The sequence below is a fragment of the Porphyromonas gingivicanis JCM 15907 genome (assembly GCF_000614585.1).
In the GTDB taxonomy this organism is placed as follows: Bacteria; Bacteroidota; Bacteroidia; order Bacteroidales; family Porphyromonadaceae; genus Porphyromonas; species Porphyromonas gingivicanis.
Map to the genome: position 1 here is coordinate 40,874 of NZ_BAKX01000008.1, position 14,421 is coordinate 55,294.

A 14,421-nucleotide genomic window follows, 5' to 3' on the forward strand; every position below is an offset into this window, starting at 1 on the left:
ACGATGGGACAACGAAAGCGAAAGTTTTATGTCGTATGGAAGGGAGTTACCCCCGGAGTTTATTCTTCTTGGGCAGAGTGTGAAGCGCAGGTCAAAAACTTTCCGAACGCTTCGTATAGGTCTTTCGATACGGAGGCGGAGGCAGTTCGAGCTTTTCATAATGAGGAAGAAACCCCTTCTTTTAGCAGAATGGAGCAATACGTTTATCCCAGCATAGCGGTAGATGGAGCTACTTCGGGCAACCCTGGTCCCTCGGAGTATCGAGGAGTCGATACGTTGACCCATGAGATTTTGTTTTCTTTTGGTCCTATTCAGGCGACGAACAATATTGTTGAGTTTTTGGCGATTGTACATGCTATGGGTTACCTGTTACAAAGAGGTCTCAATATGCCTGTGTACAGTGATAGTCAAGTAGCTATTGGGTGGGTGTATAGGGGCAAGTGTAAAACACTTTTACCACGTACTCCTAATACAGAAATGACTCTCCAGTTGGTGGCTCGTGCAGAGCATTGGCTGCGAGAACATCCTGCTTCTCAACGTCCTCCATTGCTCAAATGGAATACTGTGGCATGGGGAGAAATACCTGCCGATTATGGTAGAAAATAGTTGTCATAGAGAGAATTTTACTCCCTCCTATCCACGTCTGTTTTGCTTAAATAGTGGTAATGAGAATGCCCTCTATCACTCCGATAAGGTCTCTTTTACCCACTCAAAGTTGGTGCAACAGATGCGTTGTGATCTCTCGATGCTTTTGGCTTGGGTGGCTCCCAATCCAGAGAGCGATTGGGTGTGGATGCCACAAGGTGCATCGAAAGAGTTACCCTATTATGGAGATTTACTACCGCCTTGCAGATGTTTGTTTGAGGATGAAGCGCCCTACAAGCTGGTTACTGAACCTTTAGAGTTGCATCTTTGGGCTCCAGAGCCAACGTTGATTCGCTTCTTTGTTCGAAAAGCATCTCTATTTCCTAATGGTCTGCTTCTACCCGAGGATATTATTTATCCCTCCTGTCTTTTTGACCGCACACAAGCCTCTCTGCTATTGCACTCTATGTCATCAGAGTATGCTCATCTTGTACCGATTATTTGTTCTTCTTATGCTGAAATCGAAGAGGCTATAACCTCTTTTGGTACATCGAGCCATATAGTTGTTAAACTTCCTTATACCTCTTCGGGACGAGGGGTGCAACTTTTCCAATTTCCACTGAGCGAACAAAGCAGGAAGCAGCTTTGTCTTCTTTTGAATACTCATAAACAATTGACCATAGAGCCCTTTTTGAACAAATCGGCAGATTATGCTATTGAGTATGTAGTGGGGGAGGCGGGAAGAGTCTCTTTTGTCGGGTTGTCGCATTTCGAGACGAAAAAATTTCGTTATCTCTACAATCATCTAGAGCATCCTGATATTCTTTGGAGAGATTTGTCAGAGCGTATAGGAGAGTCTCAATTACAGGAGGTAATTGTTGCACACCAAGATTTTATTCAAAAGCATATAGCCCCCTATTATCAAGGTCCTGTTGGGGTTGATATGCTTCTCTACAGAGTTGGGGATGGGGGCAAAGAGCTTTTGCATCCTTCTGTCGAGATTAATGTGCGTAGTACTATGGGGCTTTTGGCACATCTGTTATATGAGAGGTACGGAGAGCAAGGTTGCTCTTATAAAATGGTTATCCAATCCTATTCTCAACCTTCTTTGGCTTTGAGAGAGTATGAAGCTATTTCTCGTTCTTATCCCCCGAAGTCGAACGCAAAGGGAGCATTGATTGGAGGGATTTTATTGCTTACTCGTCCCACTCTCGAGAGCCGATTTTTAGCCTATATGCAGACGCTTTAATGTTCTGAGGATAGATAAAATCTATGTGATAAATGGTTATATCTATTGTTTTTGTCCTTTTTGTGGTCTATCTTCGCTATCGAATCTTAATCCAAAATCTCTATGGATATTGAATTAGGAAATAGTAAGTGGATAACTATGAATGCGATACAATTTAGAGAAAATCTTTTAGATATACAGGGTAATCTTCGTCGTTATGCGTTGAAACTAACGAGAGATGTAAACGATGCTGATGACCTAATTCAAGATACTACCCTTCGTGCGCTTAAAAACGTAGATAAATATGTTGAGAATGCAAACTTCAAAGGGTGGATGATGACTATAATGTATAACATATACCTTAATAACAGAGATCGATTGGATCGTCAAAGACGATTGATAGACTCCAATGTAGATATAGCTAATGTGCCTGTTTCTGTAAGTGGAGGTTACTCTACCCCTGATGGCTCTTATAATATTAAGGAGATTTATGGAGCGGTAAACCGTTTAAGTGGACATATAAGAGTCCCCTTCTCGATGTATCTAAGTGGCTATAAGTATGCAGAGATTGCCGAGCATTTAGATATTCCTATCGGTACGGTTAAGAGTAGAATATTTTTTGCTCGTAAGGTGCTCCAGCAAGAACTTAAAGAGATGCGCTAACGTATCGTTATTCCCGCCGTAATAGACTTGCTGAGGTAGCTATCTGTAGCTATATCCATTGGCAAGTCTATTTTTTGTATTTTCGTTCGTCAGAATAATAGATTGAAAGAGTAAAGGAAATGGAAAAGAAAGAATTTGTTTATCAGCAGATGTTCGCACTGGGAAAGGATACGACAGAGTACTATCATTTAACCAGTGATTATGTTCATACAGAAATATTTAGAGGACGAGAGATACTCGTAGTAGAACCAGAGGCTTTGCGTCTTTTGGCTCGTACAGCGTTTCACGATGTTTCTTTTTATTTGCGTCCAGAGCATCAAGAGCAGGTAGCACAGATATTACATGACCCTGAGTCAAGTGAGAACGATAAGTTCGTTGCTCTGACCTTTTTACGCAATGCCGAGATCTCTTCCTTGGGCAAGTTGCCTTTCTGCCAAGACACAGGTACAGCCATAGTTTTGGGCAAGAAGGGGCAAAATGTCTATACGGGCGGAGGTGATGAAGAGGCTCTTTCGCATGGTATTTTCGATACCTATACGGAAGATAATCTACGCTACTCTCAAAATGCTCCATTGGATATGTATAAGGAAGTGAATACGGGGACTAACCTGCCTGCACAAATTGATTTGATGGCGGTAGATGGCGATGAGTATAACTTCCTGTGTGTAGCTAAGGGGGGAGGATCGGCTAACAAAACATTCCTTTATCAGGAAACAAAAGCCCTCATTACACCAGAGAAATTGCTCCCCTTTATGGTAGAAAAAATGCGTTCTTTGGGTACTGCAGCTTGTCCGCCTTACCATATTGCTTTTGTTATTGGAGGTACTTCTGCTGAGATGAACCTGAAGACCGTTAAGTTAGCTTCGACCAAATACTACGATGCTCTTCCCACATCGGGCAATGCATATGGACGTGCTTTCCGCGATGTAGAGTTAGAGCAACAACTTTTAGAGGAGGCTTACAAGATAGGTTTCGGAGCTCAATTTGGAGGGAAGTATTTCGCTCACGATGTCAGAGTTATACGTTTGCCTCGCCACGGAGCTTCTTGTCCTGTGGGTATGGGTGTGAGTTGCTCGGCAGACCGTAATATCAAGGCAAAAATCAATAAGGAGGGGATCTGGATAGAGCGTTTGGAAACTAATCCCGGACGTCTTATTCCCGCTTCGCTCCGCACAACAGCTTTGGAGGGACAAGTGGTGCGTGTAGACCTCAATCGTCCAATGGATGAGATTAGAAAGGAGTTGTCGCAGTATCCCGTTTCTACCCGTCTTTCTCTTACGGTACTATCATTGTTGGACGAGATATTGCCCATGCCAAGCTGAAAGAGCGCATTGACCGAGGCGAAGGTTTGCCTGACTATGTCAAAAATCACCCCATCTATTATGCTGGTCCTTCCAAAACCCCTGAGGGTATGCCGAGTGGAAGTTTTGGCCCCACGACGGCAGGGCGTATGGATAGCTATGTACGTCTTTTCCAAGAGCAGGGGGGGAGTATGATTATGATTGCCAAGGGCAACCGAAGTAAAGAGGTAACCGATGCTTGTAAGGAGTTTGGAGGGTTCTATTTAGGTAGTATCGGAGGCCCTGCTGCTGTATTGGCTCAGGAGAGTATTAAGCACGTAGAGTGTTTAGAATATCCAGAGTTGGGGATGGAGGCAATATGGAAAATAGATGTTGTGGACTTCCCTGCTTTCATTTTAGTGGACGATAAAGGGAACGATTTCTTTACGCAAATACGCGAACAATGCAGTAGTTGTGGGTTGTATCGCTAATCCTTCGTACTGATACGTTGTAGATTAACTCTTGAATAGCCTCCCGACTGGAATAAGTTGGGAGGTTATTTTTTGAAGTGTACTAAAAGAACGTGTTGATGCGTTTACTAAGTAGAGTGATTAAAGCAAGGAGGATTTTTTCTTTTGTTGCGAGAAGTAAGTTTTACCCAATAAAGAGTGCCTATGGATGATAATTACCAGATTGATTTTTCCCTACAAGCATGGCAACGCCTCGCCTCGATAGAACGAGAGGTCAGGGATGAGCGCCACAGAATGGTGGTCGATTACCTAAAGGCTTACGCTCGTTCGTTGTGAGGGCAGGGACTTTGTTTCGAGAGGTTACGTGGGGTTGTCTTGGAGAGGAGGCTACGACATTGTCTCAGAGGAGGACTACCCGAACAGAGAGATTGTAGTAGATAATTAGGTAGTAATGCCAAAGTGTTTCCGATAGTTCTTCGGGGACACTTTTCTCTTTTTTTGTTTATCCGTCGGAGAGTGAAACAAAAGGTTGCCACATAGGTGACATATGTAAAAGAGGTCGTTGACGTGTCTAACTTGCCCCTTAACGAGAACAACTCTATAGGTTGCTCCCAGAGTGACTTGTGAGAGCTACTTCAAAAATGATTTTAGAACTCTTTGCGTGACAATTTTTTGTGTCGAAAAGAAGAGAATAATACTTTGTTGAAAAGACTTTTTTCAATGTCTAAATTCATGGCATGCTGTTCCGAAGAGCAGCTTGTCTGTTTGCTCATAGGGAGTTTTGTATGGGCTTATTCTCCCAATGCGTTATGTGGTGGTCGCAATATAAATTGTAATTTTGGCACATATACCTACAAGACAATCTTTAAGCAAATGAAACAAATAGGTTTACTATCCCTTTTTATTGCGCTGTTGTTTACCACTCCAAAGGGTTTGCAAGCCCAACTTTCTAAAGGAGGAGTACCCAATATCAATCTCTCTCAACTGCGCAATGCTTCCACCTCTCTTTCCGTTGTAACTATCACCCCTCCTTCGCAAAAGCAAATTGCTCAATGGATGGAGGCGAGTGGCGATGGCTTTCGCAATACCTATACGATAGGGATACCTCAAGAGGTACATATTACCCCTGAGAACAGCGGAACTCGATCGGTAGGAGAGAGTAATAACTTAGTATGGCAGCTTGTCTTGGAGAGTCCAGGAGCACGAGGGTTACAGCTCTTTTTCTCTCGTTTTCACTTGCCTGAAGGAGCTTGTCTATATCTTTTTTCTCCCTCTACGGGCGAAATGAAGGGGGCTTTTGGAGCGCATAACAATACCGAGGAGGCATGTTTGGCTGTTGCCCCTGTGCGAGGAGAGCGCATTATCGTGCATTATGAGGCACCCGCCAATGACTTTTCTCTCCCTGACTTGACCATCGGCTCTATCTCCTACTGTTTTAGAAATATCGTCCAAGACCCTACAAACGGAGTTTATACGCCGGGAGAACCTTGGTTCTCTGGAGGATATTCTTGTGCTCCTAATGTCATAGAGCATCAAGAGGTCGAAGAGATTAGTCGTAGTCAGGTGCTTCTTATTGTGAGAGGTAGAAGTGTATGCTCGGGTGCTTTAATCAATAATAGTGCGCAGGATGGTACTGCCTATGTGCTTACGGCAGCGCATTGCATGAATGGCTCTTTTCGTTTCCCAAATGATAAAGAGTACCGAGATGAATCGGCTCGTCAGACTATTTTCTTCTTTAACTTCCGCAGTCCTGTGGGTAATCGCTTGGTGCGCGGTACGGAAGAACAGTCGCTCTCCGGTGCTACTATCGTTGCTTGGGACGAAGACCACGACCTGTGCCTACTCCGTATAACAGGGGTACAGGATACTCAAGGGGGCGAACGTTGTGGTATACCAGCTTCTTACCGTCCTTATTTTTCGGGTTGGAATGCAGGAGAGCATCAACCTCCCTATGTAGGCTTACACCACCCAGCCGCCTCGGTTACTCGATACAATCAAGTAAAGGAAAAAGTGCAGTTAGCCTCTTTTGCTGCAGGTTCTATGCAGTGGAATAATGTCCATTGGAAAATTAATAAATGGGATATAGGCACCACTGCTCCAGGTTCGTCAGGCTCACCTCTGTACGACAACAAGAACTTGATTATTGGCGCTCTTACGGGGGGAAATTCCTATTGTCATAGCCCGTTTAATGATTACTATTATGCCATTAGTCTCTGTTGGTCGCCCGAGAGTGTCCCTTTGGGGGGACTTGCTCTATATCTCGACCCTAAGAATACGAAAGAGAAGACCTGTTCTGGTTTAGACCCCTATGCTCCTAAGTCTCCTCAGCGACTATCTAATAACTTGTACTCTCTTTCGAGAGATGATATAGAGCAAACCAATGGCAAATTGGAGGAAGTAACGGCTCTTGCCTCTCAATACATTCTAAAGGATAGCAGTCGCTTGTTGGGGGTGATGATTGTAGCCTCTCCCTCCACCGTGTTTAATCGTAATAAGTTACTCATTATGGCAGGTGATGAGCACGGTCCCATTTCTACTCTCTACACTCAAGAGATCAAGCATCCTGTGTATAAATACTGGGACCCAGCTGATGAGGGGCAAGAGCGCACTATCGGAGGAATTATAGAGTTCTTTGTTCCTCTTAATGAAGAGGTCTTATTACCCAAGAATACTACCTATATGTCGGGGTAGAGGCTATGGAAAAAGGCGAAGAGGGAGGCATGCTACCCATTGTTCGCATGAGATCTTCTGAGCAAAATGCGCATTCAGCCTGGGTGAAAAGCCCCTTAGTGGGCAATAGATGGCTCCCTAATAATAGTTCGGAGCTTCCCTCTAATCTCTATTATAGAGGAAATTATTGGATGGACCTTTTGACCCTTCCGCTTGACGAAGTAGGTAACAATACTCCCAATCGTTGGGATATGCCCTCCATCGCTTTTATGGGTGGGCGTTTAAGGCTTACTCTGCCCGAGTTGCCAGAAGGAGATGTTCATCTCAATCTGTACAGTTTGGAAGGAACTCGTTTCTTTACGTCGGCTGTAAACTATAAGATAGAGGAGTTTGCCGTGCCCTCCCTCCCCTTTAAACACTCTTGGATAGTAGCCGTAGTACTCTATAAGGGGGTAGCTTACTCCTATCTTCTGCCCTATGTAATGCCCTAACACTTTGAGAATGGGATGAAATACGAATTGGAAATATGCGTACCCTCTGCTGAGGGAGCTATGATAGCCCAGCAAGGTGGTGCTTGCCGTGTGGAACTATGTGCTGCTTTGGCAATAGGGGGGATAACTCCATCAATAGCTTGTATAGAGCGAGTTTGCTCTTCAGTAGAGTTAGATGTCTATGTACTTATCCGACTTCGTGAGGGGCATTTTGTCTATACCCCTTCCGAGGTTGAAGAGATGTGTCGAGACATTAGAGCGGCATGTAGGGTGGGAGCGGATGGATTTGTCTTTGGGGCTCTTACTCCTCAAGGTTCTTATGACTACGATGCAAATAGTCGTTTGCTTGAGGCTGCGGATGGACTTCCCTGTACTTTTCATAGGGCATTCGATGTGGCTCAGCATCCCAAAGAACTTTTGGAAACCCTCATCGAAAAAGGCTTCCGTCGGGTTCTTACGTCGGGGTGCGCTCCTACTGTGTTGCAGGGAGCATCTCTTCTAAAAGAGCTGACCGAGCAAGCGGGACAACGTATAGGTATTCAATGTGGAGGGGGAGTTACTCCTGACAATATAGAAGAGATCGCGAGTCGTACAGGAGTGCGTATGTTTCACGGCTCTTTCCGTTCTACTACTCCCTCGCCCTTGCTTTTTGATCGTCCTGATATTGACATGGGTGCCAATGCTGATGGCTCGCTGTATGTTACCTCACTGGAAAAAGTAGCGAAAGCGAGAGATCTTTTGTCTCATTTCTTTCACGAAAACTGATACCCTCTCTACGGAGATTTCCTTTTAGAGGGTTTTTGGCACTCTTTTATCTATTCATCTCAAAGGTATAATGGTTTTGCCTCAAACCATTATACCTTTTTCTTATTACCTTCCGTGCAAACTATTGAACCCATTATGCCTTTTGAACTCATAGTAACACTCTTGTTTTCTGACTAAAAGAGATTGATGTGATGTTGTTACGGAAATTTGTAGTACCTTTGCTCGGCTGATTATTATCAATAAGTGATAAAAGTGCTTCTGTTGGTATTGCTCTGTTCGAAGCTCTTGTACTATGTGTTGGGGTGTCCAACCCGATGTGTAGTGGGTGACAAGGAAGCTCGGACGCTATAGAGGAAGGCTCAGAGGCGAGTGTGTATAACAAAGAAAAAAATAAAGAAGTGAATACTTTAAGTTACAAGACAGTATCGGCGAATAAGGCAACTGCAGCCAAGGAATGGGTTCTTGTAGATGCCGAGGGGCAAACCTTGGGTCGTTTGTGCTCAAAGATTGCAAAGCTATTGCGTGGTAAGTACAAACCCAGCTTTACTCCTCACGTAGATTGTGGTGACAATGTAATTGTTATCAATGCCGAAAAGATTATGCTTACGGGCAAGAAGTGGGACGATCGTGTTTATCTCAAGTACAGCGGTTTCCCTGGGGGACAACGTGAATTCTCTCCAAGAGATCTTCAAAAGAAGGGGAGTGATCGCCTCTTCCGTAAAGTTGTAAAGGGTATGTTGCCCAAAAATAAACTTGGTGACAAGTTGCTTGGTAACCTTTATGTGTATGAAGGTACAGAGCATAAGCACGAAGCGCAACAACCTCGTTTAATTGATATCAATACGCTTAAATAAGTTGCCCAACGATGGAACAAATTAATGCATTAGGCCGTCGCAAATGCGCCATTGCGCGCGTGTATCTAACAGAAGGTACCGGCAAGATAACAATCAATAAGAAAGATTTGACTAACTACTTCCCTTCAAGTATTTTGCAGTACGTGGTTCGTCAACCTCTCGCAAAATTGGAGGTGGTTGAGAAGTACGATATTAAAATCAATCTTAGAGGAGGTGGTTTTAAGGGACAGAGCGAGGCTGCTCGTTTGGCTATTGCTCGTGCTCTTGTTAAAATCAATCCTGAGGACAAGGCTGCTCTACGTGCCGCTGGCTTCATGACTCGTGATGCTCGTGTGGTAGAACGTAAGAAACCAGGTCGTCCTAAAGCTCGTAAGAGATTCCAATTCAGTAAACGTTAATCTCCTTACTCGATATTCAGTACTATTTATACTACTGCTGTCGGATGCCAAAGGCGATTATTCGTGTTTAGTATCTAAATCCCTTGGATGGAAAGGTAAAAGATTTCTCTACCAAGAGGTTGCAAAATCAATGGTTAAACAGTTAAGAACGTAAACAAAACAAACATTATGGCATCGATTTCATTCGAACAATTGCTCAAAGCAGGTGCTCACTTTGGACACCAACCTCGTAAGTGGAACCCTGCAATGGCTCCCTATATTTTCATGGAGCGTAATAACACCCATATTATCGATCTCCACAAGACAGTTGCCAAAGTAGAGGAGTCAGCTGAGATTATCAAAAATATGGCACGCAACGGAAAGAAGGTACTCTTCGTTGCTACCAAAAAGCAGGTTAGAGAGCCTGTTGAAGAGCTTGCTAAATCTATTGGCATGCCTTATGTTATAGAGCGTTGGCCTGCAGGTATGCTTACCAACTTCCCTACTATCCGTAAGGCAGTTAAGAAGATGTCGCAAATCGACAAAATGAAAGAGGATGGTACCTACAACAATCTTTCTAAGCGTGAAAAGCTTCAGATAGAGCGTCAGCGTGCTAAATTGGAGAAGAACCTCGGCTCTATCCAAGACATGACCCGCCTCCCATCTGCTCTCTTCGTAGTAGATATTACTAAGGAACACATCGCTGTTCGTGAGGCTACTCGCCTTGGAATACCTGTGTTTGCTATCGTGGATACTAATGCCGATCCTAAGTTGGTGGACTATGTTATCCCTGCAAACGACGATTCTAAAGATGCGGTACAACTCATCGTTGGCGCTATGTGTAGTGCTATTAGCGAAGGTCTTGTAGAGTACAAGGCTCAAAATGCTAACGCAGAAGAAGAAGAGGCTAATCAAGATGGAGCAGCTCGTTCGGGTCGTCGTGCTCGTACAGGTGCACGTCGTGAGCGCGTTCGTGACATAGAGGGGGCTGCATCAGAGGCTACTGAAGCTGTAGCTCCAGAGACATCCGCCGAAGAAGCTCCTGCCGAAGTTGCAGAATAATTACTCTAAATTAAAAGACAAAAGTCATGGCTATTTCAATCCAAGATATTGCAAAACTGCGCAAAATGAGTGGCGCAGGACTCACAGACTGTAAGCATGCTCTTGAAGAGTCTAATGGAGACTTTGATAAGGCAATGGAGATTATACGTACCAAGGGTAAGGCTGTTGCAGCTAAGCGTTCCGATCGTGAAGCGGCAGAGGGTTGCGTATTGGCAGCTCACACAGAAGGTTTTGCCGCTGTGGTTTCTCTCCAATGCGAAACAGACTTTGTGGCAAAAAACGAAGGTCATATTAAGCTTACACAAGATATCCTTGATGTGGCGATGAAGGAAAAACCCGCCAATAAAGAAGCTCTTCTTCAGCTTCCTCTTGGAGACGGTCGTCCTGTTGCTGATCACATCACAGATCGTGTGGGTACTACTGGAGAGAAGATGGAGTTGGGGTCTTATGAGTTCGTTAAGTCTCCCTACACTATGTCTTACATCCATCCCGGAAACAAATTAGCTGTTGTAGCTTCTTTCAATGAAGCTATTGAGGAGCAAATGGCACGTGATATTACTATGCAGGTGGCATCTATGAATCCTGTTGCCATCCGCGAAGAAGAAGTGCCTCAAAACATTGTAGAGGAAGAGCTTCGCGTAGCACGTGAAAAAGCTCATGAAGAGGGTAAACCTGAAAATCTTTTGGATCGTATTGCTCAAGGATCATTGCAAAAGTATTTCAAGGAAAATACACTTCTTCGTCAAGCCTTTATAAAGGATAACAAGATGGATATAGAGACCTATTTGCGTACAGCGAGCAAAACGCTTACAGTAGATGCTTTCCGTCGAGTTACTCTTAATGCAGAGTAATACTCTTGTAAGAGTTTAGCGCTCATCAAAAGCCTCCTTTTCTTTTAGAGAAGAGGAGGTTTTTCTTTTTATCTTTTCGTTGAAAGTTTTTCTTCTATATTGTGGAGGAGTATTATTGTTAGAGACTTTTACAAGAAAACGGTATCGTGTGTTTTTCAGAGGTTGTTATGAGATTGCTGCATGCACTTAAAAAGTCTTTTTACGGGTTTTGTGAGACTTTGTTTTGTTGGTATAAAGAACTCTACCCCTAATAGTTCGTAAAGAAAGGAAGCTAAAAGTTATATACCATTATGTTTGTATCTCTTGTGGGAAAATACCAAAGAGTTGGTATTGCTGACTATTGTTAGAAGTATGAATTTTGCGGTGGAATTGATAATACAATCAAAACAAATAAAAATACGCATCCTTATGAAAAAACTTGTTACATGGGCCTCTTGTGCCTTTGCTGCGATGGCGATAGCCTTTACTTCTTGTAAACCTAAACAAGAACCTAATAACCCTAATCCTGATCCCCAAAAGCCACAGGAGCAGAAAATGATTGCAAAGACAATGACCATTGATGCAACCGATTATGCTAAGTGGGTGTATGTTTCTTTGAAAAAGGGAGAAGTAGTTAATGTAACAAATCCCAAGGAAGATCTTAATTGGGATATTGCTTTCCACCGCTATGATGTTCGTCTCAATGGAGGCTTTAGTGGCAAGGGTAAGGGAGCAGCTGTTAAGGCTAATATTAAGAGTAAGAAGAAAACACCTTTGAAGGATGCTGGAAACGCTCCTGCGGAGGGTTGGATGGCTGATGTTGAAGCAGACGTAACCGTTTCTTTTAACCCTGGTGGAGGAAATCATGCCTCTAAAATAGAGAGACAAGGACTCAATGAGGTTATCTCTGGTAAGAAAAAAGGAGGTTTGCCTGTTGGAGGTTGGGTTGATGTAACTATGGTGATGGGTCCCGCATATAAGTATAGCTACGATATTTACTTTGTTAAGTTGGCTGATGGATCAGTAGCACGCATTAAGTTGACAGATTTCTTTGATGCGAAAATAAAGCCAGGTTATGTTACCTTCTCCTATGAATATCCTGTAAAGTGATATTCAATGTAGATAGTGATTACTCTTTTACGTTAAAAGACTTCTGTCAGAAATACATTTTGTAGATATGAATCAGAATATTATGAAGCAGGCTTTTGTGAGCCTGCTTCTTTTACTTGCTTCGAGCGTAGGTTTTGTTTTTGCTCAAGACAAAAAATATATAGATAGAGATACGACTATTTGTCGTGAAAATTCATTGGACAATGTGGTGGTAACAGGTACCCGTACTCCACGTTTATTGAAGAATGAACCTATCCCGGTACGTGTTATAAAGGCCAAGGAGATAAAGATTTTAGCTCCTCAGAACTTTATGGATTTGATGCAGTATGTACTGCCTGGGGTAGAGTTTAGTAAGCATGGTCCTCAAGACAAAATTATGATGCAAGGCTTCAATGGAACAGCTTTGCTCTTTCTTGTAGATGGCGAGTTGGTTACAACTGGGGCTGGTAATACGGTTGATTTTGAACGTATCAATCCTGATGATATAGAGCGTATAGAGGTGCTCCGTGGAGCTGCTTCTGCTTTGTATGGTTCGAATGCTATCGGAGGGGTTGTTAATATTATTACTCGTAGTGCAAGAGAGCCTTTCCGTTTGGTAACTTCTGCTCGTATAGACTCTCGTTTGGGACAGAAATACGATCTGTCTTTGGGGTTAAAGAAAGGAATGCTTGCCTCCCAAACAGGTGTGCAGTACAGAACAGATCGTTCGTATGAGTTTCTAGGAGAAGATGGGCAAGGTATTAATGTTGCGGGGAATAAGGCTTGGACTTTGAGTGAGAAGCTAACCCTAAAACCCAATGAGAATCTCCAATTCTCTCTTACGGGTCGTGCCAACATTCGTAAGCAACAGTGGTCCGATAAGATAGATTTTGCTTATGATTCTTACGATGTTATTGCAGGAGCTCAGTGGAAAATATCAGATAGAGCAAGTACAGACTTCTCTTATCACTACAATAACTACTTGAGAGATACTATTTTCGTACAGACAGCCGATAAGGAGCGTAGCCACATCTTTACTGAGCAGATGCACCACCTGCGTGCGCAGTTCAACTATGAGTGGACTCCTGAGCGTTACATCAACACTGGGGTAGAGTATATTCACGATGCAGTGGCTTCAGATCGTTTCCTTTCTCCCACTCAGGGTAAGAAGCAGTATGTACGTAACTGTATATTCTATGGTCAAGGAGTTTATCAATTGATACCTACTTTGACTTTGAATTATGGTGGTCGTTTAGACCTTCACTCTGGTTTTGGTGCGCACTATACTTCCAGAGCCTCTATTATGTATAAGCCCGATGGACATCTTTCTTATCGATTGTCCTATTCAGAAGGCTACCGAGCTCCAACGCTACAGGAGCAATTCTTCTTCTTCAACCACCAGCCTTTCTATATCTTGGGTAATCCTGACCTTAAGCCTGAGAAGAGCCGTATGTTCTCTCTTTCTGCCGAAGGTAAGTGGAGTCATGTTAGTGTTATGGCAAATGTATTCTACAACAATGTGTACAGTCGCATTGCCTTGAAGAATACTGTTAATACAGCTACTAAAGAGAGCAATTATATTTATTCAAATATCCCAGGCAATAGTCGTGTGTTTGGAGCGGAGTTGCAGTCTCATATCTCTCTCCCATTGGGTTTTGGAGTGAGACTTTCGGGTACTTACACTAATGATAGGCGTTATGTGCGTAATGCCAAGGGAGAGAGGATAGCTATCTATGACACACGTCCTTTTTCTGCTTTAGGAGCTATTACTTACGATAAATATTACTCTGCAAACTATGGTGTTTCTGCCAATCTTTCTGTACGTTATCTCTCCTCTTTCACTGCAGCGCAGTTTAATGAAAAAGGGGATGTGGAAAAACTTAATTTCCCAGGTTATTTCTATGGACGCCTTTCTTTGGAGCAACGCTTTCTCAAACACTATAGCTTGAATTTGGGTATAGATAACCTCTTAAACTTTGTGCCCAACCGTATTTACGTAAATACTCCTGTTTCTCCAGGTCGTGTCTATAGTGCTACTTTCAGAGTACACTTTTAAT

13 protein-coding genes and 1 pseudogene are annotated in these 14,421 nt (G+C 43.3%); all 14 read left to right on the plus strand.

The window, feature by feature from the left end; all coding sequences use genetic code 11:
• Positions 1 to 3 precede the first annotated feature (3 nt).
• The 14 genes and pseudogenes from JCM15907_RS08050 (at position 4) to JCM15907_RS08115 (ending at position 14,420) form a co-directional block, all read left to right on the plus strand.
• Complete coding sequence (locus JCM15907_RS08050; protein ID WP_025843412.1) at positions 4 to 606, plus strand: ribonuclease H1 domain-containing protein; 603 nt, start codon at positions 4 to 6, stop codon at positions 604 to 606.
• Positions 593 to 1,834 (plus strand): hypothetical protein, encoded by a 1,242-nt coding sequence (locus tag JCM15907_RS08055; protein WP_148297497.1) that lies wholly within the window; start codon positions 593 to 595, stop codon positions 1,832 to 1,834. The genes JCM15907_RS08050 and JCM15907_RS08055 overlap by 14 nt, the downstream gene beginning before the upstream one ends.
• A 138-nt stretch (positions 1,835 to 1,972) precedes the next feature.
• Positions 1,973 to 2,476, plus strand: a complete 504-nt coding sequence (locus tag JCM15907_RS08060; RefSeq protein ID WP_025843414.1) for an RNA polymerase sigma factor — start codon at positions 1,973 to 1,975, stop codon at positions 2,474 to 2,476.
• A gap of 119 nt (positions 2,477 to 2,595) precedes the next feature.
• Positions 2,596 to 4,247 (plus strand): annotated as a pseudogene (locus JCM15907_RS11455) (fumarate hydratase).
• Between the two features lie 183 nt (positions 4,248 to 4,430).
• On the plus strand, positions 4,431 to 4,562 hold the full coding sequence (locus JCM15907_RS13725) for a hypothetical protein (RefSeq protein WP_262498460.1): 132 nt from the start codon (positions 4,431 to 4,433) through the stop codon (positions 4,560 to 4,562).
• A gap of 537 nt (positions 4,563 to 5,099) precedes the next feature.
• Positions 5,100 to 6,917 (plus strand): S1 family peptidase, encoded by a 1,818-nt coding sequence (locus JCM15907_RS11460; RefSeq protein WP_159099932.1) that lies wholly within the window; start codon positions 5,100 to 5,102, stop codon positions 6,915 to 6,917.
• 5 nt (positions 6,918 to 6,922) lie between these two features.
• On the plus strand, positions 6,923 to 7,387 hold the full coding sequence (locus JCM15907_RS08080; RefSeq protein ID WP_025843416.1) for a hypothetical protein: 465 nt from the start codon (positions 6,923 to 6,925) through the stop codon (positions 7,385 to 7,387).
• Positions 7,388 to 7,402: 15 nt separating this feature from the next.
• Positions 7,403 to 8,152, plus strand: a complete 750-nt coding sequence (locus tag JCM15907_RS08085; protein WP_025843417.1) for a copper homeostasis protein CutC — start codon at positions 7,403 to 7,405, stop codon at positions 8,150 to 8,152.
• A 398-nt stretch (positions 8,153 to 8,550) separates the two neighbouring features.
• Positions 8,551 to 9,006, plus strand: coding sequence for a 50S ribosomal protein L13 (gene rplM / locus JCM15907_RS08090; RefSeq protein WP_025843418.1), 456 nt, complete (start codon positions 8,551 to 8,553; stop codon positions 9,004 to 9,006).
• Between the two features lie 11 nt (positions 9,007 to 9,017).
• Complete coding sequence (gene rpsI, locus JCM15907_RS08095) at positions 9,018 to 9,404, plus strand: 30S ribosomal protein S9 (RefSeq protein WP_025843419.1); 387 nt, start codon at positions 9,018 to 9,020, stop codon at positions 9,402 to 9,404.
• Positions 9,405 to 9,572: 168 nt separating this feature from the next.
• Positions 9,573 to 10,445: a 30S ribosomal protein S2 gene (gene rpsB, locus JCM15907_RS08100; protein ID WP_025843420.1), complete on the plus strand. Its 873-nt coding sequence runs from the start codon at positions 9,573 to 9,575 to the stop codon at positions 10,443 to 10,445.
• 26 nt (positions 10,446 to 10,471) lie between these two features.
• Entirely contained in the window at positions 10,472 to 11,296 is an 825-nt protein-coding gene (gene tsf / locus JCM15907_RS08105; protein ID WP_025843421.1) for a translation elongation factor Ts, read from the plus strand.
• 408 nt (positions 11,297 to 11,704) lie between these two features.
• Positions 11,705 to 12,385 (plus strand): HmuY family protein, encoded by a 681-nt coding sequence (locus JCM15907_RS08110; protein ID WP_025843422.1) that lies wholly within the window; start codon positions 11,705 to 11,707, stop codon positions 12,383 to 12,385.
• Positions 12,386 to 12,452: 67 nt separating this feature from the next.
• Positions 12,453 to 14,420: a TonB-dependent receptor plug domain-containing protein gene (locus tag JCM15907_RS08115; protein WP_025843423.1), complete on the plus strand. Its 1,968-nt coding sequence runs from the start codon at positions 12,453 to 12,455 to the stop codon at positions 14,418 to 14,420.
• Position 14,421 lies beyond the last annotated feature (1 nt).

Bases quoted from the DNA above. Each gene is read 5' to 3' on its own strand.
- JCM15907_RS08085 (WP_025843417.1), top strand. From the start codon at position 7,403: ATGAAATACGAATTGGAAATATGCGTACCCTCTGCTGAGGGAGCTATG.
- JCM15907_RS08055 (WP_148297497.1), top strand. From the start codon at position 593: ATGGTAGAAAATAGTTGTCATAGAGAGAATTTTACTCCCTCCTATCCA.
- JCM15907_RS08060 (WP_025843414.1), top strand. From the start codon at position 1,973: ATGAATGCGATACAATTTAGAGAAAATCTTTTAGATATACAGGGTAAT.
- JCM15907_RS13725 (WP_262498460.1), top strand. From the start codon at position 4,431: ATGGATGATAATTACCAGATTGATTTTTCCCTACAAGCATGGCAACGC.
- JCM15907_RS08110 (WP_025843422.1), top strand. From the start codon at position 11,705: ATGAAAAAACTTGTTACATGGGCCTCTTGTGCCTTTGCTGCGATGGCG.
- rpsB (WP_025843420.1), top strand. From the start codon at position 9,573: ATGGCATCGATTTCATTCGAACAATTGCTCAAAGCAGGTGCTCACTTT.
- JCM15907_RS08115 (WP_025843423.1), top strand. From the start codon at position 12,453: ATGAATCAGAATATTATGAAGCAGGCTTTTGTGAGCCTGCTTCTTTTA.
- JCM15907_RS08050 (WP_025843412.1), top strand. From the start codon at position 4: ATGGGACAACGAAAGCGAAAGTTTTATGTCGTATGGAAGGGAGTTACC.
- rpsI (WP_025843419.1), top strand. From the start codon at position 9,018: ATGGAACAAATTAATGCATTAGGCCGTCGCAAATGCGCCATTGCGCGC.
- JCM15907_RS11460 (WP_159099932.1), top strand. From the start codon at position 5,100: ATGAAACAAATAGGTTTACTATCCCTTTTTATTGCGCTGTTGTTTACC.
- tsf (WP_025843421.1), top strand. From the start codon at position 10,472: ATGGCTATTTCAATCCAAGATATTGCAAAACTGCGCAAAATGAGTGGC.
- JCM15907_RS08080 (WP_025843416.1), top strand. From the start codon at position 6,923: ATGGAAAAAGGCGAAGAGGGAGGCATGCTACCCATTGTTCGCATGAGA.